This window comes from Bradyrhizobium sp. CCBAU 11386 (genome assembly GCF_028128955.1).
Lineage (GTDB): Bacteria > Pseudomonadota > Alphaproteobacteria > Rhizobiales > Xanthobacteraceae > Bradyrhizobium.
In genome coordinates, this window is the sequence record NZ_LBKA01000194.1 from 1 (window position 1) to 21,771 (window position 21,771).

Consider the following 21,771-nt stretch of genomic DNA (forward strand, 5'->3'; position numbering starts at 1 on the left):
TGGAGCCAACTCCAGACCCGAAGCCCGATCCCGGGCCTCTCGACCTGTCAGTCGACAAAGGGGTTATCACACAGCCTGGGCCACAACCGGACATGAACCCGATGCCCGCGTGATATCCTCGGTTCTCGCTCAGGTCCCTTGACCGAGGCCGCAAGGACTAATGAGCAAGCCAGTGCGATGGATAGTTACTCAGTGCCCGTCAAAACTGGCGCGAGGCGTATTTGTATCATCAACTTGGTGAAGTTCGCCGAAGCGCTTCGCGCGTGAAACAGATGCCATGCGCGAGCTATTGCAGGGCGCAACAATGGCGGCGAGATCACGACCGCGTAGGTACATCATTTTTGGGGTCAACCCGCCGTGCCGTGCAATCCAGGCGCGCACAGCAGCTGGATAGGTCTGCATCAGGTCCTGTGTCCCGGATGCGCTGACGACACGTTTGCCGGAGCTATCGAACATCCATGCCGCATGGAAACCAAGCACCGCGTCAGGGGTGGCGCAGATTCGGTCGCTCGGCACCAATCCGAGCACCATCGTGCAGGCGGAAACGCATGTGCCGGCAATGACGACGGGCTCGCCGGAGTCGCGAACCTGCTGGAAGCGCGTCGTGTAGTCCCGCATCTTTCCGCCGATGTCGGCGCTGATAATTACGGTCGCGGAAGCCGATGTAACGCTTAGTGCCGTCGATACAACGGCAGCAATCAGGCACGCTCGCATGTCCATTTCCCCGGCAGCATCGGATCAATCCTGCGGCACGCATCGCAAATCGCGTGCCACCAGCCGAGGTGACCAGCTAAAGAGCTGATTTCAAATAAGTTTTCTTGAAAGGTGACGCGGCTTACCCTTGTGTACGGGAAAGAAATTTCGCTGACGCCTAAAAACGCGGCAGTCTCACGCCGCTTTGATGAAGATCAATGCAACAAGAGCTGTAACCTACCAGAGGCACTTTCGAGTAAAAGCGGGAGAAAAATCATGGCTACCAAATACATCCTTGCCGTCGCACTCATCACGCCATTCCTGACTGTGTCCGCCATGGCACAGCAATACCAAGGCGGCCCAAAATCGTCTGTTCCGCCCTCGACGCAGCAAATGAGCAGCGGAGGCGATATCTACGCGCAGGGAGTCGATATCTACGCGCCTAGAGTTAAAGCCAACAAGCCCCACGCCTATCGCGGTGGCCCGAAGCCTGTCGTTCCGCATGGTCGTTGAGAGAACGTCGCTTCGGATTATTTGCGTCGATTTGATCGTGCGCCAATTCCTCTAAGCGGACAGCTGCGTCTCCGCACGCCTTCCACGTGTCACGATGAACAACATGATGGATTATATGTCGTTCGCAATGATGGGCGGGATGGCAATCGGCTGGGTTCTTCTCCTTGTTTTTCTGGTGCTCGGGATCGCTGCCCTGATCAAGTATCTTCGCACTTGACCGGTCGACCTTTCGGTATGGGTCAATCGCGTCGCTTTGATCGCGTGCCGTTCTCTTCCGGTCTGTCTCTGTGTACGGACATCGTCAGATCGCCCTGGCATGTCTCACACGGGCCACGAGCCGACATCACGCCTGTGGTTCGGAATGACGAAACAGGCCGCCAACTGAAACGGGCTCTCTTTTTAAATCAGTTACGCTTCCGCCCGTGGTGTCTTTTTACTTCTTGCGCGGATCGTCGGCTGGGTCGATGAAGTCGATGCCCCCCGGGCCGGTGAACACAATTTGGACGACCGTCTCCTCGTTTGTCGTCCAAACATAATGGGCGTGCTTCACCGGCAGCGCGAAGACGGAACCCGGCTTCAATATCTCGCCTTTCGAGGAGTCGAACTTCTCCCCCATGCCACTCCCGAAGCTGCCACTCATCACGGTGACGACCTCGGCATAGGGATGAGTGTGCGGGGCAACTTTATAGTTCGGAGGGAATTTCACGCGCTGAACGATCGTCTCGGCCTTCGTTGGGTCACCGATCAGGATGGCGGTTTGCGCTCCCTTGAAGATCGGATGCTCTTTCCATGTCAACCCATCGGGCTTGACCACCTTCATCGCGTCTTGCGCCATCGCAGAACTTGCAAACGAGATCAACGCGGCGGCGACAAAAAGCTTTTTCATCCTAACCTCCTCCTAAATGTGGCTTTCTATTTCCAGTTTAGCCCAGTCATTCTTTCCTCCTCGCCTCGAATGCGCCCTTGCGCACGCGCGCGATTGCGAATGCTGCTAACACCGGCGACAAAAAGAACGTCGGTTGATTTGAAGGTGCGGTGCCTGCCGACGGCATGATCGCTGCCCGTTCGTCCAAACGGGAACTTCGGCCCGTCCCGTTTCCAAGAGCAGCTCTTTCTTTTCAGGCTACACCCCCTCAGGTGCCTACGAAAGGGAGTAAGATTCCCGAGACCCGTCGAGTTTTTAGTGCCAACGCAATGACCGGTTCGGGTCTTGGTCGTGTAAAAACGGTGCCTAAGGGTATCTAGCCCGGAAGGCAGGAGACACGCAGTTCTCAGGCCGCGATCGCAGCGATCAGCGGCTTGATCCCGACGATGTTCATGACCCTTGTTAGATTGTACGCCAGAACCGAAAGAGCCATCTCGGCGGCTACTTTCGGAAGCGTTTTGGTCAGGAAGTGTGTCGCGCCCATGCGGGCCTTCATTGTGCCGAACGGATGCTCGACGGTCTCGCGACGTTGACGCATAGCCATCGGGTTCGCATCAAGGCGCTGCTGCACAGCATCGAGCAGATGCTCATGCTCCCATCGGGGAATCCGCCGCTCCGGCCCTGTCGTGCACTGAGATTTGAGCGAACAATTTTGACAGGCTGTGGTCCAGTAGCGCCTTACCCGCTTGCCATCTTCCTCGCCAGTAAAGCGATATGGCAGTTGCTCCCCAGCCGGACAGCGATAGGCGTCTTTCTCCGGTAAATAGACAAAGTCCTGCTTGCCGAAGCGCCCTTCCGACTTGGCGCTAGAAGTCATCGGCTTGGGCAGCGTCACCGTGATGTCGGCCTCGTGGCAAGCGAGGATTTCGGAGCTGCTGAAGTAGCCGCGATCGGCAACGGCCTCGAGCGTCTCGGTCTTTAGAACAGCCTTCGCCTGCCTGGCCATATTGGCAAGCTGAGCCCGATCCGAGCCGCTGTTCGTTACCTCATGCGTGACAATCAGATGGTGCTCGGTATCCACGGCGACTTGCACGTTGTATCCGACAACGCCGGACCCGCGGCCGCTGGTTGCCATCGAGCGGCTATCGGGATCAGTCAGAGAGATTTGCTGGTCGGGCGAAGCCAGCATCTGCTTCTCGTAAGTAGCAAGCTTGCCCATTTCGTCCTTCAGTTTTGTGAGCTTCTCCTTAAGCCTCGTCACCTTCGCGGCCAGCGCTTCGGTCGGCTCGTGTCGGTCAGCCGTGTCAAGCTGGCTCAGATACCGCGCGACGCTCTCCTCCAGCTGAGCACGACGCCGTTCGACCTTGGCCCGTGTGAAGTTCTTGTCCCGGTTGTTCACGGCTTTGAACTTGCTGCCATCGATCGCAACGCTCGCCGTCGCCAGTAAACCCATCTCTCGGCAGAGTTCAACGAAGCGCGCACATACCTTGCGGAGTGCCAGGCCGCTGTCCTTGCGGAAGTCGGCAATCGTCTTGTGATCGGGAGCGAGCCGACCCAGCAGCCACATCACCTCAACATTGCGGCCGGCTTCTCGTTCGAGCCGTCGGCTCGATTGCACCCGGTTCAGATAGCCATAAATGTAGAGCTTCAGGAGAACCGAGGGGTGATACGACGGCCGTCCCGTTGCGGCCGGCTCCGCTCCCTCAAAGCCCATCTCAGCCAAATCAAGCGCATCGACAAACACGTCGATCACTCGAACAGGGTTGCTCTCGTCAATGAAATCATCGAGGCATTCGGGCAATAATGTCCATTGCCCACGATCGGCCTGCTCAACGAAGCGCCTCATCAGCTTCCCCCGCAGAATCACCAGAGAATCATAGCAAAGCAGCAGCGTTTTCACACAGCCAGGGTCAAACTCGGAAGTCGGCGGGTCCATGGTAGTTGGTCTGCTCTGCCACTGTGAGCGGACGTCACCGGATCCGCGGTTCAGGTCCGCGAAGGGCCAGATGCGGACTCTTGTCTTTGAGTCTTGCACCGCCGACCTCAAGCAGTTTGTTGATCCTTCAAACCTATCGGTGCTACGCTAAAACATCATGATGATCCGCACATCCGATATCGTCTCGGTCTTCTTCCTCAGCCGTTAACAGCGGCGCCTGCTTCGAGCGGGTGGAAGACAAGAGCGTGCTGGGCAACTGCCTGGCCGCCCATCCCACATTCCTGGACCGATGAACCGCACCCAACGTCTCATCACGCGGCGACAGGTGACCGGCCTATAACGATATGAGGATATTCATGCCTGCTGATGAACACGCGTCGATGCGCGCACTCAGCGATGATCAGATACAGCAATTCATTCGCGACGGATTCGTCCGCATCGACCGGGCGTTTCCGCGCGAGCTTGCCGATGAGGCCCGCACCATCCTGTGGCGCGATACTGGTTGCGATCCCCACAATCAGGCGACCTGGACAAAACCGGTCGTCCGGCTTTCCGGCTACAAGGACGCGCCGTTCCTGAAGGCGGAGCGCACGCCAGTGCTGCACGCCGCGTTCGATCAGATCGTCGGCGAGGGCCGCTGGCGCCTGGGCTCGCTGGGCTTCGGGGGCACGTTTGTCGTACGCTTCCCCCATCCGGATGAGCCCGGAGACGACGGTTGGCACATCGATACAAGCTTTTCCCCCGATGGCGGCGATCCGAATGAGCGGCGCGCGAATGTGAGGTCGCGCGGCCGCGCCCTGTTGATGCTGTTCCTGTTCTCCGACGTCGGCCCACGCGACGCCCCAACACGGATAAGGGTGGGATCACACATCGACATGGCACGCTTCCTCGCGCCAGCAGGCGAGACTGGGATGTCACAAGCGGAAATGGCACTTGATCGGATGGGAGCCGAGCGGCCCGAGGCGCTGGCGACGGGTGAAGCCGGCACTGTCTACCTGTGCCATCCGTTCCTCGTGCACGCCGGGCAACGCCACCAAGGGACGGCGCCGCGGTTCATGGCCCAGCCGCCGCTGCATCCCTCGGAACCCATCCGGCTCGAGCGGGTGGACCGCAATTATTCACCAGTTGAGATCGCGATTCGGCAAGCTCTTCAGGGGGCGGCTTGGCGGAATAACTCCGACCGGCCCCGAGGCGTCGGCCCAGCGGCCAAAATCCAATAGATCGTTGAAAGGCTACTCGCCACTGGTGCGAACTTCTTGAGGTTCGCACCAGTACGCGAGCAAAGGGCGAGGACCGTTCTGGGTCATTTTCGCCGTCCCTGAACCCATTTAACCGAACTTCGCCTCCAATTGTCTGCAAGCGGACATAGGTTGAGAAGGTTGCTCGCCGAGAATGACTGGCCTCATCAACTGAGGAGGTCAGCATGACCGATGTCCCAAGCTCCGACGAGAAACTCGCCAAGCGCGTGCCATGGAATAAGGGAAAGATCGTTGGCGCAAAGCCGCCACTCCGCCCCAAGCATGTCTGGTCTATTCGGACGAAGCTCCAAGTCGAAGGTCGAACCCGCGATCTGGCTCTATTCAACGTCGCTGTCGATAGCAAACTCCGTGGGTGCGACGTGGTCGCATTGGAAGTCGATGACGTTGCGCCGAGCGGCTATGCGGCCGATAGAGCGAGCGTCCGCCAGAAGAAGACTGGCCGGCCGGTAAAATTCGAGCTCACTGAGACGACCCGACAAGCTCTGGATGACTATCTGAGGGCTACAGGCAAGAAGCGTGGCGACCGCCTTTTCACGGGCCGTGGAGATCCGGATCGGGGGCTGACCACGCGGCAGTACGCCCGGCTGCTGTCGGGTTGGCTCGCTGGAATTGGGCTAGATCCGCACATGTTCGGCACGCATTCGCTGCGTCGAACCAAGGCGACGCTAATCTATCGCCGCACCGGTAACCTGCGAGCCGTGCAGCTCCTGCTAGGGCATACAAAGATTGAGAGTACTGTCCGCTACCTCGGAATAGAGGTCGATGACGCACTCGCAATAGCAGAACAGGTGGACGTCTGAACCAGGCGGGCAGAGCTGACATGCTCTGCCCACTATTTCCGGGCCGCTGCGGGCATCGGCGACATAGGCATCCTCAAATGTCAGTGGCAAACGATCGGTCAGTGGGGCTGCCTTTTCAGCTTCGCGGTGACCGGCAGCAGCACCTGAATGGACGCACGATTGGCTCTGCGGTGTGATCCGTCGTACAAATGAGCCGGGTTGGAGTGCTGGCCATGGTGCATGAGCGGGCAGCCCGAGTGGAGCGCAGGCTATCGGCGATATTGGCCGCCGATGTGGCCGGCTATTCGCGGCTCATGCACAATGACGAAGAGGCTACGCATACCAAACTGACTGCGCTCCTAACGGATGCGGTCGGCCCGGCAATTGCCGAACACGGAGGCCGTGTCGTCAAGAACACCGGCGACGGATTCTTGGCCGAATTTCCGAGTGCGGTCGAAGCAGTTCGAGCTGCAATACAATTCCAGAACCGCATCAAGGAACTTACAAGCGATGATCCAGAAGCAAGGCGCATTGCCTTCCGTGCGGGGATTAATATCGGCGACGTAATTGTCGAGCCGAATGACATCTTTGGCGACGGCGTGAATGTTGCGGCGCGGCTTGAGGGCATCGCAGAGCCCGGCGGTATCTGCATATCTTCCGCCGCCTACGATCAAGTCCGAGGCAAGGTCGGTATTGAGTTCGCCGATCTCGGCGAGCAGAACCTCAAGAATATCGCCCTCCCAGTCCGAGCCTATGCTCTGCAGCTCTCCGATACACCGCCGACCGTTTCGTTCCTGAACATAGTTGGTGGCTTCTCGTTTGGTCTGTGGCCTCCGGGTCGAGTGCGACGAGCTCGGACGGGCCTAACGATGGCTTTTCTCCTGCTCATGATGGGTGGTGGTCTGGGTTATTGGTACATCCGTTGGGACGAGCCGCGGCTGTTGGACCATCGGCTCTCGATTGTCGTACTGCCATTCACGAATTTGAGCAACGAATCCGAGCAGGAATACTTTGCGGAAGGTATTGCCGACGATCTAAGCGCTGATCTCTCACGCATCGAGGACAGCTTTGTGATCGCGCCGAGCACAGCCCGTGCCTATAAGAATGTTGACCCCAAGCGCATTCGCCGAGAACTCGGCGTCCGCTATATCCTCGACGGTAGCTTGCGCAGAACGCAATCAATTGTCCGGATCAATGCCCGGCTGATCGATGCGCGGACCGGCGCACAGATCTGGTCGGAGGGCGTCGACGGTGAGTGGTCCAAATCGTTGCAGCTTCAGGATGTCATCACGGGTGGACTGGCGCGGCGTCTTGATCTCGAACTGACTAACCAAGAAAGCCGCGACGCCGAGGTTGCGCGGCCCAACAACCCCGATGCGGTCGATCTTACAATGCGGGGCTGGGCCACGCTAAATCGGCCCTATTCGCGCCAACAGTTGGCCCAGTCGAGTGCCCTCTTCGAGCGTGCGCTCCAGATAGATCCCGGCTACCCCAAGGCCCTGGTTGGCTTGGCAGATACTCTGGCAATGGAAGTCAACTATCGTTGGACCGATACGCCCGCCGATAAGCTGCGGCGCGCTGAAAGTGCGGTAGACCAAGTTCTGTCCCAGTTTCCCAGTGACGCAATGGCACATTTTGTAAACGGCGAGATCCAACGGGCGAAGGGCAGGAACCTCGACACTGCGGTCGGCGAGTATATGGCGGCAATCGCGATAAATCCTAGTCTCGCCCCGGCTTATGGCGCGCTAGGCGCTGCCAAGATACGCGTCGGCCGCTCTGCGGAGGCGTTCGCACCTCTCCAAATGGCGGTCCAGCTCAGCCCCCGCGATCCGCTCCTAAGCACGTGGTACTTCTACGTCTGCCACGCGCACAGCCATCTCGCTCAATATGATGAGGCGATCGACTGGTGCAGCCGCTCCACCGCGGTGAATCCCTTTTGGATTGCCTATGCAGATCTCGCCGCGGCTAACGCATTGACGGGGCATGAGCGTGAAGCTCATGCCGCCGTCGCCGAGCTTCGTCGGCTGAGGCCCAATTACACCGTTGCCCTTTGGTTGCAGGATGGGACTGCGTGGTCCGATAACGTCGTTTTTCTTGCCGAGTTTCAGCGCATCGCCGAGGGGTTGCGCAAGGCGGGTCTTCCGGAGTGAAGGGGTGAACGGGCAAGGACCGACCCGATCCTCGTGGTCGCTGCGTGGTGGATATAGGCTCGCCAGACCGCCGCTCCAGCCATGATGGAAGTGTTCGGAAGTCCGGAATGGTTACACCCCCGAGATTACGTTCGGGAAGTCACGATTTTCCAGCATTTTCCCGCATGATGTGAGCTGCCGCACACGCGCCCGAACCAGGTAGCGCTTAAACTCCATGCAGACAGGAATCCGAAAGCGGACGTTCTCATTCCTGGCGGATGCATCTTGGTGTTGATAGCGTTGTGGCCTCTACCCGGCTCTAAGGGGCGCTTCCATGAAACGCATCGGACGTTTCGGTGTAGCAGTCGGCTTCGTTCTGCTTAGCGGTTCTGCCTATTTCATCGTTAGTTGGCCGAGTGTGCCGCCAGAGGCGATCCAATCTTCGGTCATACACAGACCAGAACTGATCGACCGTGCATGGCGACTTCCGGTTGCGACTACGTTTAACCCGGAAATCACGTGGCAATCGAATAGCTCGCGCTGTGGCCCAGCTAGCGTCGCGAACACGCTTCGTTCGATCGGCGAGCAGACGACAACCGAGACCCAAGTGCTCGAAGGAACAGGTAAGTGTTGGACAGGTATTTGCTTTATGGGGCTTACGCTCAATGAGCTTGCGGACGTCGCGCGAGCCAAAACCGGTCGGAGGATCACCGTACTTCGGAATCTCACGGGCGAGGAATTCCGCGAGCATATGAAACGCAGCAACGACCCCGGCCGCCGCTACATTATCAATTTTGCCCGAGAGAGAATTTTTGGCGCCGGCGTCGGTCACTTTTCGCCGATCGGAGGGTATTTGGAAGCCGAGGATTTGGTGTTCGTCCTTGACGTGAATGAACGTTACAAGCCTTGGCTGATCCAGCGCCAGCGGCTGTTCTCTGCGATGGATACCCTCGACGGCGACAAAAAACGCGGTCTGCTCCTAGTCGAAGTCAACTAGCGCAATGTCCGCGTAAGAGTGATTCCGATGGTCCGCTGGGGGTCAACAGGCGCCGTCCTGACCGCCGCCGGTCACGTCCGGTCTGCCGCGACAACCGGACGATTTCAGAGCTGGTCCGGGCTTCGCGTTCGGGCCAGAACCGGACTCGCGCGGCCAACGCCCAATTCGTTTTCACTTTGGCGACGAAGCAACGACAAACTCCGCAGTGAGCGAGACCTTCGATTTTATGGAATTCGAGATGAAGCACTGTGCTTCAACGGTTTCCATGATTTCGCGGGCACGTTCGAGTTCGGCTTTGTCTTTGAGGCTTACGCGCGGTCGAACCGTGACTTCCGTGATGCGGTACTTGCCTTCGACATTTTCGAGCAGACCATCGGCTTCACTTTCATATCGCACCGGAGTCAGACCTTTCGCTTGGGCGAGCGTCAGGAAGGTCAGCATCATGCATGTATTGACTGAGCCGACGAGCAGCTCTTCAGGCGCCCAGATATCTGGCTCGCCTTTAAACTCAGGCGGACTGCCGACGACGATGTTTGGTTTCCCCGACGCAGAAAGCGTGCCCCGTCGCGCGGAACTCCAGGCTGTGTTGGCCTTGTAACGAAAAGATTTGTAGGGTCTCTTTGTCTCCACGCAAACCTCCTAGACCGCAGTCGCCGAACGGGGGGCTTGGCGTTCGGCGGTTTCTCTCGAACCATATCGCGACGCGGCTTTAGTCTGAAGTGGGTCAACAGCGGCGGTTTGAACTTCGGCGATTGACTTCCGATCTGACCGCAATTCGGACATATCCGGCCCGGCGCAAAAAATCGCGAAGGGCCATTTCCGGAAGTGCCGCTCAAGTCGAACTCCGATACTCAGAGTACGGCATGATTGGCGCGGGCATTGCGCTCCTAATGCGGCTTGCCGAGCACTGCTGCGAACGGCACGTCAAAGATTTGATCGCCGTCATTATCGGTAACGTGAAGGACCCAGCCGCGCCAATCTTCCGCGCTCGCCGTCATGATGAGCGACCGCACGACACGATCTGCGTACTCGCATGCTTCGAGTAAGTCGTCCACGGCAGTCCCGCTTCGATCAATCAACATGCCGCGTGCATTGGAGTAATGGAAATAGACGTCCGTCATGCTCCAACTCCGATGTTAGCCAAGGGCGTGGTCACTGATAGCAGGAGAAGAACCATCAGTAACTTCGGGTCGATACCCTAAGGGGCCATACGGAGGAAGCAGGGGGAGGCTGCTCAATTGCATCCCCAGCTGCGTAAAGCCGCCCGACCCACGCTATCATCTGTAAATGTCCTTAGGGCACCGACCGGAATTTCGAAAGCGGGCGTCGTGCGATAGAGAAGAGCATCACGACGTTGATCGCACCTACCAGTGACTTACTTCAGGAGGCCAGCATGATCTCGACGCTTTCAAGTCCTCTCAGCATGCAGAGCAGCTCACACACTGACACGGATCGTCCGTCCTCGAAGAAGCGAATCGTCAATTTTGACCTTGTCGCGCAGCTCGTCACCGTTATCTGGTTCTTTCAAGCGCCAGAAAGATGGCTGCATTGTTTCACCACGATATTAAAGATCGCCAGAACCTCCACTAGGAAGCGCCGCGATCCGCCCTCTCAGGCTGGCCGCCCACGCGCGTCCTTGAGCAAATGAGTTTGCGGCCGGGCTTGTCCGCCTCTGCGTTGGTTCATGGGACGTCCATTATCGGCCATTCCGTTTGTGGAGCCTTCTCAGTGAGTAGCACTGCACTCCTGCTTGCCACATCCGTCGTCGCAGTAACGGGCGACGGCATCAATGACGCCTTGGGCCTGACGATCCGCTCTACAGGCAGGCGACGACGGCTTGTTTGACTGCGATTGTCGTTCAGCAGATCGTCAATGTATTCATCTGCCGCAGCTCCGTGCGATCGGTATTCGCCATGAACCCCTTCGACAATCGGCTCATCCTTCTCGGGGTGCTGCTTGAGATCATTTTGATGGTGAGGCGCCCATGCCGGTCCAGAATGCCGAAATCGCGGAGATGTTCGACCAGACCGCCGAGCTGCTGGAGATCAAAGGCGACAATCCCTTCCGGTCCCGCGCCTACCGTAACGCGGCCCGCGTAATCGAGCGCCTGCCAAAGAGCATCACGAGCCTGCTGAAGGCAGGCGAGGATCTCTCCGAATTGCCCGGCATTGGCAAGGACCTCGCGGGAAAGATCGCCACCATCGTCGCGACCCGCAAATTCGACGTGCTTGACCGGCTCAAGCGCGAGCTGCCGGGCGACCTCGGTGAGATCGCTTCGCTGCCGGGACTTGGTCCCAAGCGGGTCAAACTGCTGTACGACAGGCTGGATGTCCGCTCGCTCGAGGATTTGCGGCGCGCGATCAGGTCGGGACGACTGCGGGAGTTGAAGGGATTCGGGACCAAGAGCGAACAGAAGCTTGCGGCCGCGCTTACCAAGCCGCAGGCGGTAAAGCGCTTCAAACTGTCGGAGGCCGAGGCCGAAGCAGAGGCGTTGCTGAATTATCTGCGCGGCACGAAGCGGGATCAGATGGCGGTCGCCGGGAGCTATCGCCGCAGGCGCGATACGGTGGGCGATCTCGACATCGTCGTGGCCGCACACAACGGCGCGGCGGTTGGCGACAAGCTCAGCAAGTACGAGAATGTCGCCAACGTGCTTGCACACGGTCCAACCAGAACGAGGGTCGTCCTCCGCTCCCGCCTTCAAGTCGATCTGCGGGTCGTTCCGAAGGCGAGCTATGGGGCAGCCCTGATGTACTTCACGGGTTCCAAGGCGCACAACATCGCGCTGCGTGGTCTGGCCAATGACCGCGGCTGGAAACTTAACGAATATGGTCTGTTCGAAGGGCAGCGGCGCATCGCGGGGGCGACTGAAGAGGAAATCTACCGCAAACTCGGTTTGGCCGCGATTCCGCCGGAGATGCGCGAGGATCGCGGCGAGATCGCTCTTGCAGGGGCCGGTAAGCTTCCCAGGCTGATTGCGCTTGGAGATATCAGGGGGCGACCTGCATGTCCATTCCAACTGGAGCGATGGGACGGCCCCGGTTGCAGACATGGCAGCCGCGGCAAAAGCGAAAGGTTATGACTACATCGCCATCACCGACCACAGCCAGCATGTCACGGTGGCACATGGTCTGGATGCGGCCAGGCTGAGCCGCCAGATCGATGAAATCGACCGACTGAACGAGAAACTGAACGGTTTCACCGTGCTCAAAGGGGCGGAGGTCGATATCCTCGCTGATGGGCGCCTCGACCTGCCCGACAAGATATTGTCGCGGCTCGATATCGTGGTCGCGGCCGTGCACTACAAGTTCGATCTGTCTCGCAAACTGCAGACAGATCGCATCATTCGTGCGATGGACAACAGGCATGTGTCTATCATTGCCCATCCGACGGGGAGGCTCGTCGACGAGCGAGAGCCCTATGAGGTGGAGATCGAGGCGGTGGTCGCGGCCGCTGCCGATCGCGGCTGTTGTCTCGAGCTGAATGCGGATCCAGACCGGCTGGACCTCACGGACATTCACGCCCATGCGGCGAAGTCAGCGGGCGTCAAGCTCGCGATCTCGACCGACGCGCATGCAACGGCTGGCTTTTCCAACATGCGATTTGGCGTCGATCAGGCGCGCCGCGGTTGGCTGGAGCCAGCCGATGTGATCAACACACGGCCACTATCCAGGTTGCGAAAGCTGCTGAGGCAATAATTGGGCTTTGATCTTGCGCCGCGACCTGCGCCGCTACGTTCGCCATCTGACCAAGCGTTCAGTAGATAAACACGGGCTCGTGAATGAGATGGTCGTTGACCGCGTCCACTCCAGGCACGTTTACCGCCACGGCGTTGATCGCCTTTCTCACCTGCTCGGACTCGACCGTACCCCACAAATCGACAATCCCGTGCGTGACGGTGATATTGAGTTTGTGGGTGTGCGCCCACGGCTGCTTCTTGAGTTCCTCCATCAACTTCTGACGGATCGTGGCGTCCGACAGCGTGATCTCGAAATGTGGCCGGGCACTCGCCACGGCCTGGATGATGTTTTCCCGGCTGACAATGCCGATGAGGTCACCCGCTTGGTTGACGATCGGCACTCGCTTGATGTCGTGCGTTTCGAAGAGCTCGGCAATGTCGATCAGAGGTGTGTCGGGATTGGCCGTCTTGACCTCTCGTGTCATGATGTCCGAGATCTTTGTGGCATGAGACTTGACATAGTCCGCTGCCATCGCCCGATCCCCGGACAGCATGTGCAGCCACCAAGAGTAGGGGCGTTCGGTCCCCGCCTCGATGCGACGTATCAGGTCAGCTTCGGTGACGATTCCGACAAGCGTTCCGGCTTTGTCGACGATGGGTACGGCGCTGATGCGTCTGGCAATCATCGTCTTCGCCACCTCTTGCACGGTTGCATCCTCTCCAGCCGTGATGACCGGGGACACCATTACGTCTCGCGCCTTCATGGCAACCTCCAACCAGTAGTCCATCAAGATTAATCGTCAATGGGACAACAGTGTCGGTACTGTCATCGTTTTCAGCATCTCGCGCGTAACGCCACCAAGAAGTCCTTCGCGGATGCGGGAATGTCCGTAAGCACCCATGACCAGCATGTCGAGACTTTCATCGGCAGCCAAAGACAGAATGCACGGTGCGACTTCGGACCGTTCTGCTGTCAATTCGATGAGCGTTGCCGATGGACCGGAGCGGACGATATGCTGGAGCAGTTTCTGTGCCGACGCTTCCGCAGGAGCAACCTGGGCCTCATTGATGGAGATGATCACGACCGACTCGGCGCGCGAAAGAAACGGTTTGGCGTCTCGGAACGCTCGGGCCGCAACGCGACTTCCATCCCAACAAATGCCGATCCGCGTCGCATTGAACGTGCCACGGAAGATGTGAGGAACGAACAATACCGGACCACCTGCTTGCAGCAGAATCTCGATCGGTGGGCTGTTGTCGAAGCTTTCCTGATTGTTGTCCGGCTGCAATACAACGGCCAAGTCATAGAGCCTTGCGGCCGCGCTGATTGTGGACGCCGCTTCCGCGGGAAAGTCCTGAACCGAGCGACATTCGTACGCGATACCTGCAGTCCGAGCCTCCAACTCAAAGACGGCAAGGGCGGCTGCGCTGCGCTCCGCGGCCTGCTTCTGCTCCCCCTCAAATACGGCTGCGACGGCGGTCGCGGCGCCTCCATCTGTAATATAAGTCAGATTGGGCCGTATGTAGCCCGTAGCCAACGCATCAAGATGAGCATCCAATGACCTCGCCAACGAGATTGATGCCTCGATGGCTGGCCGAGGTGGCCGCTCGGTCGGAATGTGAACGAGAATGTCTTTTATCATGACGATTTTCCCCGTCTTTCAAGTGGATGTTCTCAGTCGTTCGAAGGGGCGTGTTGATTTGAATCAAGTACTCCGGCAGCGGTCTTGCTCTTCTGTCGACTGAAGGACCAAAGCGAACCGGCGCCCTGCTACAAGTTCGAGGTGGAGTTCATCTGAAAAATGCGGTGAACGTCGAACGATGGCATAGGGTTAGATTTCGACCAATTGATTTCGCGACCGGGGGCCGCGGGCGGGTCAGCAAAGCAATGGCCTCAGGGCAAAGGAGCGCCGTTGAGCCCGTCGACTGGCATCGCATCGAAGAACATCGCTTTGCTCAATGCGTGGCGGCAGCGATGGAGCAGGTGGTCCGGGCGAGAAACGCGCTGGCCCTCGTGATCGTGGCGCCGCCAAGGACGCTGGCGGACCTGCGAAATGCCATTCACGCTGATGTGCGCGCGCACGGGATTGCCGAGATCAACAAGGATCTGACCAAGCACCCGCTTGCCGAGATCGAAAAGCACCTGACCGGCACATGAGTATCGCAGTTCCTAGGCGACTGGGGCCGGCCTGACCCACTTCTACATGGCTATATCCGGTTCCGGCGAGCGGTCTCGTCTTGGCTCCGGGATTTCGGTCATGGTCGCTTCGGTCAATAGCAGCACGCTTGCAACGGATACGGCATTCTCCAGCGCGGTTCGCACGACCTTTGCAGGATCGACAATGCCGGCTTCGACCAGGTCGACATAGACTTTCCGGGATGCGTCAAAGCCGAAATTGCCTTGGCCGCCGAGCATCCGTGCCACAACGACGCCGCCGTCGGCGGCGGAATTTTCGGCGATTTGGCGGGCAGGGGCCTCAAGTGCTCGCTTGAGGATCTGAACGCCAGTCCTCTCGTCACCTTCGCAGGTCGCTTCTTCCTTGTTCACCGCTTCGATGCAGCGCAGCAATGCGAGCCCGCCACCGGGTACAATGCCTTCGGCCACCGCCGCCTTGGTCGAGCTGATAGCGTCGTCAAGGGCTTCTTTTTTGGATTTCATCTCGGCTTCGGTCGGCGCGCCGACGCGAATCACCGCGACGCCACCTGACAGCTTCGCAAGCCGCTCCTCGAGCTTATCACGGTCATAATCGCTCGTGGTCTTCTCAATTTCGTGCCGGATCTGGACCATCCGCGCGTCGATCCTGGCACGATCGCCGCCGCTGCCGATAAGCGTGGTATTCTCTTTGTCGGCAACCACGCGGGCAGCCCGACCGAGCTGCTCTAGCGTCGCCCTCTCCATTTTCAGTCCGAGCTCTTCGGAAATGACCTGGGCGCCGGTCAGGATGGCGATGTCCTCCAGCATAGCCTTGCGTCGATCGCCAAAGCCGGGCGCCTTGACAGCGCAGGCCTTGAGCACGCCCTGGAGCCTATTGACGATCAGTGTTGCGAGCGCCTCGCCCTCGATGTCTTCCGCAATGATCAGGAGTGGCCGGCCGCTCTTGGCGACCTGTTCCAGGAGTGGCACCAAGTCCCGCAATGCGCCGATCTTGTGGTCACAGAGGAGTATGTAGGGATCCTCGAGAACCGCCTCCATGCGGTCCGCATCAGTGACGAAATAGGGCGACAAGAAGCCGCGGTCGAATTTCATGCCTTCCACGACGTCGAGCGTGGTCTCGGTGGTCTTGGATTCCTCGACCGAAATGACGCCCTCGCCACCGACCTTTTCGAGCGCGTCGGCTACGAGCGCGCCGATAGAGGGATCATTGTGAGCCGAAATGGTGGCGACCTGCGCCTTTTCCGCCTTGGTCTTCACGGGGCGCGCCATGGCATGCAATGCGTCGATTGTCACCCGTGCCGCACGATCCAGACCGCGTTTCAGATCAATGGCACTCGCGCCGGCGACAACGTTACGGACGCCATCTGCAAGAATGGCCTGTGCCAGGATCGTCGACGTGCTGGTGCCATCACCCACGACATCACCGGTCCTTTCGGCAGCCTGCCTCAACACCTGCGCGCCAAGGTTCTCCTCAGCATCCTTGAGATCGAACTCCTTGGCGATGGTGACGCCGTCATTGCAGACGATAGGCGCGCCCCAACTCTTCTGGATCAGAACGGACTTCGACTTGGGGCCCAACGTCACCCGCACCGCGTCGGCGAGCAAAGTGGCGCCGCGCAAGACCTTCTCGCGTGCGGCCGAATGAAACAGAACCTGTTTATGGGGCATCAAACAGTCTCCGCGAGGCTCGACACCGCCGAAAGATATGTCCCACTCGGAGCGCCTCCGTTGACCTTGATCAAAAAGCGGCGGCTCAATCCGCCCGTGAGACGGTCTCGGCCGAGCCGGTACAGAAGTGCTGGCGGTTTTCGATAGGAGGTGCCGCGCTCTTCAAAGAACCTGTCCACCCGATCAGCCTGCAATTCAGGACATCGCCACAACCTTTCATTCGGGCCAGTGACTGACGTGCGTGCTGACTGGGGACGCCAACGTGGATGGGGCCGATTTGTCTCTACATTTCATCAATCTTCGCTTCGGCTGCCGCTTCGGCGCAGACAGCTCGGCTCATAAGAATACTTCCCCCGGAATGCCGAAGTCGCGGATGTGAAGGGACCTCCGCAACACCGCGCTCGATGAAACCGTGTGTCCTATAGAAGTGCCGCGCCAGCATGTTGTCCGCCCAGACATGCAGGCTTAGTCGAGCTAGGCCAAGCGACCGCGCTCGTGACTGCGCCCATAACAGGAGTCTCGTACCGAGCCCTCGATGTCTGACATCGTCGTGAACCGCCAGCGCGTTCAACAGCAAGCTATCTTTCTCGTACAATTTCAGGATCGGGCGAATGTGATCCAGACGTTCCCTTGGCACGAGAGGATAGGTCTCGCTTTCGATAGCGACGGCAGGAAATGCGTTCGCGACACCAACCACACGTTGGTCTTTGCTAGTCGCCACAAAGCAGTTGCGGTATGAGATCGGGGGCTCGTCGCTGGCCACTCCGGCTGCCAGAACCTCTGTGGCTGTCACGAAGGGGATGAGATCGTCGAACAAGAACTCATAGAGGCCACCGCCTGCCGCGCATATGAACCGTGCTATTTCGTCGCTATCCGTAGCAAGTGCAGCCCGGAATCCGATGGTGGGGATGCTTGTTTGCGGCGAACTGGGCTCTTGTACGCGCGGAGCCTCGTCGCTCCGAGTGGATACTCCCTGTATGGGTCTTCTTGCTTTCCGCATACCTGTCGCTTCCCGCGATGTCGTGGGTCAGACGATCATGGATACGCCTTCGATCCGATCTGCTAGCTGACGGCGCCAGATTTGGACCAGCGTCAAGGTGACCGCGAGCCGCAATTGACCAAGCATCACGCCCGGCGCACCCAGGGAAATGAGCCCGCCGACCACAGCGATGAACGACAGCATCGTATGCATCCGAAGCTTGTTGCCGACCAGGCCAGATATCGTATTCTTCGGCCATCGTCAAAATCACCGGCATCGCCTTCGGGTGAACGCGTTTCACCTCGGCGTTCGGCTGAGCTCCCGCTGCAGATCGAGCAGCCTGCGGTCGGCGGACTCTCTCTTGGCGGCTTGCCGCTCCATCAGCGACTTCTGCCAATTCCGCGCCCGCGCCGTTCGTAGGCGGCGTCGGGGCAGCGCGAGCGCGGATCGTTGCTCGCACCGATGCGGCAAGCGTTCTTCGCAAGGGTAATTTTCTCCTAGTCGGAGACGACCAAGATCATCGAGACCGTCTTAGGCGAGGAAAGCGGCAAGCCCGAACGCATCTTTGATTTCGTGCAGGAGATCACGGTGCCTGCCCGCACCGAGTCGCATCAGGACGCGAGGCTTGAGCGGAAAGAAAGGCGAGGCGCTTGATGGGGCGCGCGATCTAGAGGCATACGCCGTGCAGCCGGGATTTTTTCGACCATCGCGCGAAGACCTTGGCTGACGGCAGCGTTGATGTGGTCGCTCCGTTCAGAGCTTGATCCAAGTCAACACGTTCGAAAACCCAGGGCTGACAATTTAATCGGCCTCTGACAGGCAAGGCACCACGAATGCTCACCTATGATCGACAAACGATTCTTTGCGCTGATCATTTCGACCGCGTTTCGGGCCGCAAAGGTTTATATTACTCCTATGGCTGCGCGATCCTGATTTTTCTGCTTTCGCGGCTCGTGATCGCGCTGGGGTTGCTTTTCTCCGGGAAGTATCTGCCGATCGCGCCGGACGTCTGGTCGGCGGGGCCATCCTGGTATCATCAGCTCCTGCAATGGGACTCACAATGGTATTTCAGGATCGCGACAGCAGGATATGGCTACAATGGCGATCCGACCGTTCCTCAAACCGTGGTCTTCTACCCGCTCTACCCACTGCTCTCCCGCGCGATCGCGACGGTGTCCGGAATTGACATTGCCGACTCCATGCTGCTCATGTCCAACATTGCCGGTCTTTGCGCGATCGTTGCCCTGTTCAAGTTCGTTCGCGAGGATTTTGGCGACGAGGTCGGTCACGCGACCGTTGCGCTGTTGAGCTTCTTTCCTACCTCGGTGGTATTCTCGGCCGGGTACACCGAACCGCTCGCGCTCTTACTGATCGTCTCGTTCTTCCTTGCATTGAAGAGCAAGCATTTTGTGTGGGCGGCCCTGTTGTCGGCTCTAGCCTCGGCAACCCGAGCAACGGGCATTATCCTGTTGCCGGTCTTGATGTGGGAGATTTGGACGAACCGCGGGCAGCCGCTGCGGCTTCGCGCCGCTATCGTCTACGCATTGCTTGCCATCTCCGGCCTCTGCCTGTTCATGGCCTATCTCTGGTATGCCTTTGGCGATCCGCTGCTGTTGTTCACTGCTCAGAGCGGCTATCACCTCGGAACGACCATGGGTGCGCGATTCATTTCGGCGTTGGCGTTGGAGCCATTCTCTCGAATGATCCTGGATGATTGGAATCCGTGGGGATGGGATAGCTGGTTCACGCTTCTGTTCATCACAGCCATCATTGCGGGCTCTTTTCGATTGCCCACCTCACTGACGCTGTTCGCCCTGGGAGTTCTGTTGCTGCCATATTTCACCCTCAGTGGCGGTCCGTCTGGATTTGTCTCGATGGGTCGCTTCAATCTGCTCTCATTTCCCATCTTTATCATCCTGGCGCAATTCGGGTTGCGGATGAAACCGGTCATGATCGGCATCGTCGGATTGTCCGGTGCTGCACTCTTCATGGATACCGTGCTGTTCGCGCGCAGAATCTGGATCGGATGAGAGAGCGGGTGACACTCGATGGCGCGAGCATCCCCAAGAGTGCCAAGCGGCTACTTTCTCGCCGTATTTGTATTGGCCTCCGCTACGCTATCTTACCAGGGTACGAATTGGGGTGTTGTCGAGTAACAAGAGCTGCGAAAGCCGAGAGCGAGCACGGTTCACGCGACTCTTTATCGTCCCGACGGCGCAGTGGCAAAATTCTGCATCCTGATGCGCCAACCAGGGTGAGCGCTTCGCGCCGATCGATCGGGAGCTTTGCAAGCGCATCACGGAGTTCCTGGAATTCCAGATGGCTCATTTGATTGGGTAGTTCAGCAAAACTGCCGTCAATGTCTTTACGATATTCTGACCTGAAATGGTTTCTTAAAATCGTGAACAGCCACGCCGACATGTTGGTGCCTGGCTGAAACGAGTCAATGTTAGACAGCGCGCGCAGCAGGGTCTCCTGCACCAGGTCATCGGCGCGGTCGGTATTTCGGCACAATGAAATTGATCAGTCGGCTTGGGCGCGCAGTTCAGCGGATGATGGCTGTGAAGAGTTGCGGCGAAGTTATATCTCACAAGAGGAGCCAGCACCGTCGCGGTCCTCATTGAAGAGTGCTCTCAGCAAACGCCAAAGTTCGCGGTGACCAGCGGTTTGACCACCCTGCGTTAGATAGTCCGCAATATCCATTGTCGCTGTTTGGTATTCGATCGTCCCCCCGGTGCCAGTCTCCAAATGCGCCACCTCTCGCTCGACATACAAGCTCTTGGTGTCTGTATCGAAGACAAGGAAACAACGATCCTCGTGTGTGATCTCGGGGCCTTTCACCTGACGATACAGTTCTCTTTTTAGGAAGGCCATTTCCCGCTCCCGATGAGGCCGTGCGATAGCTAAGCTTCTTAGCCCAACAAGGTTCGGACCCTTGTAGCGGCGTCATAGATTTCGATCTTGAGCATCGGATAAGTCGATTTCAGTTTACGACCCGATGATTCAGCCGCTTCGGCCGTCTCAAACTCCGACTTGAAGTGCCCGTCGACAACGACCACAAATCCAGGCGCCCATCGGTTACGGATTAAGCGGTTCGGCGAACGATCTGCGTCAGGAAATATGCGTGCGGGTTCGTGCGATGATGCCCGCGGCGATCTGCATAGATGCGCCAAGAGCCCAGCCCAAGAACACAGCCATCGCGCCGTGAGGGCGCGCAACATCGTCGAGGATGATACTGCTCACCGCAATAACCGCCACAACTGCGGTGAGAAAGGTGCCGGCCGCACTGAGCAGCTCCACGGCATCCGCCCTGGACCCAAGACCGCGCAGCGAGAGCTCTTGCAGCTTCTGCGGAGCAGGAGGTAGATCGATGCCGAGATAGAAGCCGCTCGCACCATAAATCATCATGCCGAGGATCGCGGCGCCGGAGCCAATCAGACTGAAGTCGGACCTTGCGATGTGTGCTGCCACGAACAGCCCGCACGCGCCTCCGGTCAAGGCAAGTCCCGTTCGCTCCACAACATGGGCAAACCTGCTGAAGGGAGAGCGCATTCTCCAGGTCTCGTGGCGTTTAACCATGTTCCTCGAATAGCGGGTCCTCAAGAGTTCATCTTGACCAAGATCAAACAAGCGAGTTCGCGGCTTACGCGCAGGCCGTCGCGCTTGATATGCCTCAACTGCTGTCGGCGACCTTGCCTTCGCCAAACGCTTCCGGAAATCGCGGCAACAGATCGATCTCCAGGTTGGGCAGAACGCGCCGTGCTCCCAATGATCCTGATATCAACTTGCGCGCTGTGCAGCTCTTATTGAGTCACTCGAAAAATCGAGAGTGCAGTCCGATAACTCAGAATCGAGATCGACGATGCGACCGCATTAGCAGAGCAGGTTGATGTCTGGACTTCGAGTTAGGGCCGATTCTGTTGAAAAAGGCGACGAGGACGCCACGATCGATGACGTTGTTGCCGAGATGGACCGGCGTCGAGTCTCGCAGATACCAGTAGTCTGTGCCGACGAGGTGATCGGGATGATCAGCCGGTTCGAATTGATCACTGCTTTGGAGCACTGTTTGAGCCGAACCGAGGAGGGTGCGAAGGCGAGATAGTCAGTGGGTTGAGCGCA

Annotated in this window: 22 protein-coding genes and 2 pseudogenes; 11 read left to right on the forward strand and 13 right to left on the reverse strand. The window is 58.5% G+C overall.

Features of this window, described 5'->3' with window-relative positions:
• Positions 1-189: 189 nt before the first annotated feature.
• Complete coding sequence (locus tag XI09_RS13680; RefSeq protein WP_271567300.1) at positions 190-714, reverse strand: hypothetical protein; 525 nt, start codon at positions 712-714, stop codon at positions 190-192.
• 255 nt (positions 715-969) lie between these two features.
• On the opposite strand from XI09_RS13680, the gene XI09_RS13685 reads away from it, so the two are divergent.
• Positions 970-1,206 carry a hypothetical protein gene (locus XI09_RS13685; protein WP_271567301.1) on the forward strand — a complete coding sequence of 79 codons (237 nt, stop codon included), beginning with the start codon at positions 970-972 and terminating at the stop codon, positions 1,204-1,206.
• A gap of 433 nt (positions 1,207-1,639) precedes the next feature.
• On the opposite strand, the gene XI09_RS13690 is transcribed toward XI09_RS13685, so the two are convergent.
• Positions 1,640-2,092 (reverse strand): cupin domain-containing protein, encoded by a 453-nt coding sequence (locus XI09_RS13690; protein ID WP_271567302.1) that lies wholly within the window; start codon positions 2,090-2,092, stop codon positions 1,640-1,642.
• Between the two features lie 385 nt (positions 2,093-2,477).
• Positions 2,478-3,917, reverse strand: coding sequence for an IS1182 family transposase (locus XI09_RS13695; protein ID WP_271567329.1), 1,440 nt, complete (start codon positions 3,915-3,917; stop codon positions 2,478-2,480).
• A gap of 446 nt (positions 3,918-4,363) precedes the next feature.
• On the opposite strand from XI09_RS13695, the gene XI09_RS13700 reads away from it, so the two are divergent.
• The 4 genes from XI09_RS13700 (at position 4,364) to XI09_RS13715 (ending at position 9,171) form a co-directional block, all read left to right on the forward strand.
• On the forward strand, positions 4,364-5,227 hold the full coding sequence (locus tag XI09_RS13700) for a phytanoyl-CoA dioxygenase family protein (protein ID WP_271567303.1): 864 nt from the start codon (positions 4,364-4,366) through the stop codon (positions 5,225-5,227).
• A gap of 203 nt (positions 5,228-5,430) precedes the next feature.
• Positions 5,431-6,066, forward strand: a complete 636-nt coding sequence (locus XI09_RS13705) for a tyrosine-type recombinase/integrase (protein WP_271567304.1) — start codon at positions 5,431-5,433, stop codon at positions 6,064-6,066.
• Positions 6,067-6,278: 212 nt separating this feature from the next.
• Positions 6,279-8,195: an adenylate/guanylate cyclase domain-containing protein gene (locus XI09_RS13710; protein ID WP_271567305.1), complete on the forward strand. Its 1,917-nt coding sequence runs from the start codon at positions 6,279-6,281 to the stop codon at positions 8,193-8,195.
• Between the two features lie 313 nt (positions 8,196-8,508).
• On the forward strand, positions 8,509-9,171 hold the full coding sequence (locus XI09_RS13715) for a phytochelatin synthase family protein (protein ID WP_271567306.1): 663 nt from the start codon (positions 8,509-8,511) through the stop codon (positions 9,169-9,171).
• 171 nt (positions 9,172-9,342) lie between these two features.
• On the opposite strand, the gene XI09_RS13720 is transcribed toward XI09_RS13715, so the two are convergent.
• Together XI09_RS13720 and XI09_RS13725 are read right to left on the reverse strand one after the other, a co-directional pair.
• Positions 9,343-9,801, reverse strand: a complete 459-nt coding sequence (locus tag XI09_RS13720) for an OsmC family protein (protein ID WP_271567307.1) — start codon at positions 9,799-9,801, stop codon at positions 9,343-9,345.
• 257 nt (positions 9,802-10,058) lie between these two features.
• Complete coding sequence (locus XI09_RS13725) at positions 10,059-10,292, reverse strand: DUF6894 family protein (protein WP_161850416.1); 234 nt, start codon at positions 10,290-10,292, stop codon at positions 10,059-10,061.
• Positions 10,293-11,009: 717 nt separating this feature from the next.
• On the opposite strand from XI09_RS13725, the pseudogene XI09_RS46145 reads away from it, so the two are divergent.
• The 3 genes and pseudogenes from XI09_RS46145 to XI09_RS13735 all read left to right on the forward strand — a co-directional run.
• A pseudogene (locus XI09_RS46145) lies at positions 11,010-11,270 on the forward strand (cation transporting ATPase C-terminal domain-containing protein); the annotation flags it as partial.
• Positions 11,156-12,253, forward strand: coding sequence for a helix-hairpin-helix domain-containing protein (locus tag XI09_RS13730; RefSeq protein ID WP_271567308.1), 1,098 nt, complete (start codon positions 11,156-11,158; stop codon positions 12,251-12,253). The pseudogene XI09_RS46145 and the gene XI09_RS13730, both read left to right, overlap by 115 nt.
• On the forward strand, positions 12,222-12,869 hold the full coding sequence (locus XI09_RS13735) for a PHP domain-containing protein (RefSeq protein WP_271567309.1): 648 nt from the start codon (positions 12,222-12,224) through the stop codon (positions 12,867-12,869). Before XI09_RS13730 ends, XI09_RS13735 begins: the two co-directional genes overlap by 32 nt.
• A 58-nt stretch (positions 12,870-12,927) precedes the next feature.
• Here the strand turns inward: XI09_RS13735 and XI09_RS13740 are convergent, their stop codons facing one another.
• The gene (locus XI09_RS13740) at positions 12,928-13,614 is read right to left on the reverse strand and encodes a CBS domain-containing protein (RefSeq protein ID WP_271567310.1); all 687 of its coding nucleotides are present in this window, start codon (positions 13,612-13,614) and stop codon (positions 12,928-12,930) included.
• 36 nt (positions 13,615-13,650) lie between these two features.
• Entirely contained in the window at positions 13,651-14,493 is an 843-nt protein-coding gene (locus XI09_RS13745; RefSeq protein ID WP_271567311.1) for a universal stress protein, read from the reverse strand.
• Between the two features lie 164 nt (positions 14,494-14,657).
• On the opposite strand from XI09_RS13745, the gene XI09_RS13750 reads away from it, so the two are divergent.
• The gene (locus tag XI09_RS13750) at positions 14,658-15,008 is read left to right on the forward strand and encodes a host attachment protein (RefSeq protein ID WP_271567312.1); all 351 of its coding nucleotides are present in this window, start codon (positions 14,658-14,660) and stop codon (positions 15,006-15,008) included.
• Between the two features lie 42 nt (positions 15,009-15,050).
• Here the strand turns inward: XI09_RS13750 and groL are convergent, their stop codons facing one another.
• The 3 genes from groL to XI09_RS13765 all read right to left on the reverse strand — a co-directional run bounded on the left by groL (position 15,051) and on the right by XI09_RS13765 (position 17,856).
• Positions 15,051-16,673 carry a chaperonin GroEL gene (gene groL / locus XI09_RS13755; RefSeq protein ID WP_271567313.1) on the reverse strand — a complete coding sequence of 541 codons (1,623 nt, stop codon included), beginning with the start codon at positions 16,671-16,673 and terminating at the stop codon, positions 15,051-15,053.
• A 283-nt stretch (positions 16,674-16,956) separates the two neighbouring features.
• Complete coding sequence (locus XI09_RS46150; RefSeq protein ID WP_442869583.1) at positions 16,957-17,673, reverse strand: GNAT family N-acetyltransferase; 717 nt, start codon at positions 17,671-17,673, stop codon at positions 16,957-16,959.
• A 27-nt stretch (positions 17,674-17,700) separates the two neighbouring features.
• Complete coding sequence (locus XI09_RS13765; protein ID WP_271567315.1) at positions 17,701-17,856, reverse strand: hypothetical protein; 156 nt, start codon at positions 17,854-17,856, stop codon at positions 17,701-17,703.
• Positions 17,857-18,485: 629 nt separating this feature from the next.
• Here XI09_RS13765 and XI09_RS13775 point away from each other — a divergent pair.
• On the forward strand, positions 18,486-19,682 hold the full coding sequence (locus tag XI09_RS13775) for a mannosyltransferase family protein (protein WP_271567316.1): 1,197 nt from the start codon (positions 18,486-18,488) through the stop codon (positions 19,680-19,682).
• An 87-nt stretch (positions 19,683-19,769) separates the two neighbouring features.
• Here XI09_RS13775 and XI09_RS13780 read toward each other — a convergent pair.
• The 3 genes and pseudogenes from XI09_RS13780 to XI09_RS13790 all read right to left on the reverse strand — a co-directional run bounded on the left by XI09_RS13780 (position 19,770) and on the right by XI09_RS13790 (position 21,282).
• Positions 19,770-20,172: pseudogene (locus tag XI09_RS13780) on the reverse strand (sigma-70 family RNA polymerase sigma factor).
• A 60-nt stretch (positions 20,173-20,232) separates the two neighbouring features.
• A complete protein-coding gene (locus XI09_RS13785) occupies positions 20,233-20,526 on the reverse strand; it encodes a hypothetical protein (protein WP_271567317.1) in 294 nt (97 codons plus the stop codon).
• Between the two features lie 237 nt (positions 20,527-20,763).
• Positions 20,764-21,282, reverse strand: coding sequence for a hypothetical protein (locus tag XI09_RS13790; protein ID WP_271567318.1), 519 nt, complete (start codon positions 21,280-21,282; stop codon positions 20,764-20,766).
• 259 nt (positions 21,283-21,541) lie between these two features.
• Here XI09_RS13790 and XI09_RS46155 point away from each other — a divergent pair, with 259 nt between their 5' ends.
• A complete protein-coding gene (locus tag XI09_RS46155; protein ID WP_442869584.1) occupies positions 21,542-21,754 on the forward strand; it encodes a CBS domain-containing protein in 213 nt (70 codons plus the stop codon).
• Positions 21,755-21,771: the final 17 nt, after the last annotated feature.

What these genes read in the sequence shown, in the direction of transcription:
- XI09_RS13765 (WP_271567315.1), bottom strand. Translation starts at nt 17,856, where the DNA reads ATGCTGTCGTTCATCGCTGTGGTCGGCGGGCTCATTTCCCTGGGTGCG.
- XI09_RS13690 (WP_271567302.1), bottom strand. Translation starts at nt 2,092, where the DNA reads ATGAAAAAGCTTTTTGTCGCCGCCGCGTTGATCTCGTTTGCAAGTTCT.
- XI09_RS13715 (WP_271567306.1), top strand. Translation starts at nt 8,509, where the DNA reads ATGAAACGCATCGGACGTTTCGGTGTAGCAGTCGGCTTCGTTCTGCTT.
- XI09_RS13680 (WP_271567300.1), bottom strand. Translation starts at nt 714, where the DNA reads ATGCGAGCGTGCCTGATTGCTGCCGTTGTATCGACGGCACTAAGCGTT.
- XI09_RS13735 (WP_271567309.1), top strand. Translation starts at nt 12,222, where the DNA reads ATGGCAGCCGCGGCAAAAGCGAAAGGTTATGACTACATCGCCATCACC.
- XI09_RS13730 (WP_271567308.1), top strand. Translation starts at nt 11,156, where the DNA reads ATGCCGGTCCAGAATGCCGAAATCGCGGAGATGTTCGACCAGACCGCC.
- XI09_RS13775 (WP_271567316.1), top strand. Translation starts at nt 18,486, where the DNA reads ATGCTCACCTATGATCGACAAACGATTCTTTGCGCTGATCATTTCGAC.
- XI09_RS46155 (WP_442869584.1), top strand. Translation starts at nt 21,542, where the DNA reads ATGTCTGGACTTCGAGTTAGGGCCGATTCTGTTGAAAAAGGCGACGAG.
- XI09_RS13785 (WP_271567317.1), bottom strand. Translation starts at nt 20,526, where the DNA reads ATGGCCTTCCTAAAAAGAGAACTGTATCGTCAGGTGAAAGGCCCCGAG.
- XI09_RS13740 (WP_271567310.1), bottom strand. Translation starts at nt 13,614, where the DNA reads ATGAAGGCGCGAGACGTAATGGTGTCCCCGGTCATCACGGCTGGAGAG.
- XI09_RS46150 (WP_442869583.1), bottom strand. Translation starts at nt 17,673, where the DNA reads ATGCGGAAAGCAAGAAGACCCATACAGGGAGTATCCACTCGGAGCGAC.
- XI09_RS13695 (WP_271567329.1), bottom strand. Translation starts at nt 3,917, where the DNA reads ATGAGGCGCTTCGTTGAGCAGGCCGATCGTGGGCAATGGACATTATTG.
- XI09_RS13700 (WP_271567303.1), top strand. Translation starts at nt 4,364, where the DNA reads ATGCCTGCTGATGAACACGCGTCGATGCGCGCACTCAGCGATGATCAG.
- XI09_RS13725 (WP_161850416.1), bottom strand. Translation starts at nt 10,292, where the DNA reads ATGACGGACGTCTATTTCCATTACTCCAATGCACGCGGCATGTTGATT.
- XI09_RS13705 (WP_271567304.1), top strand. Translation starts at nt 5,431, where the DNA reads ATGACCGATGTCCCAAGCTCCGACGAGAAACTCGCCAAGCGCGTGCCA.
- groL (WP_271567313.1), bottom strand. Translation starts at nt 16,673, where the DNA reads ATGCCCCATAAACAGGTTCTGTTTCATTCGGCCGCACGCGAGAAGGTC.
- XI09_RS13685 (WP_271567301.1), top strand. Translation starts at nt 970, where the DNA reads ATGGCTACCAAATACATCCTTGCCGTCGCACTCATCACGCCATTCCTG.
- XI09_RS13745 (WP_271567311.1), bottom strand. Translation starts at nt 14,493, where the DNA reads ATGATAAAAGACATTCTCGTTCACATTCCGACCGAGCGGCCACCTCGG.
- XI09_RS13710 (WP_271567305.1), top strand. Translation starts at nt 6,279, where the DNA reads ATGGTGCATGAGCGGGCAGCCCGAGTGGAGCGCAGGCTATCGGCGATA.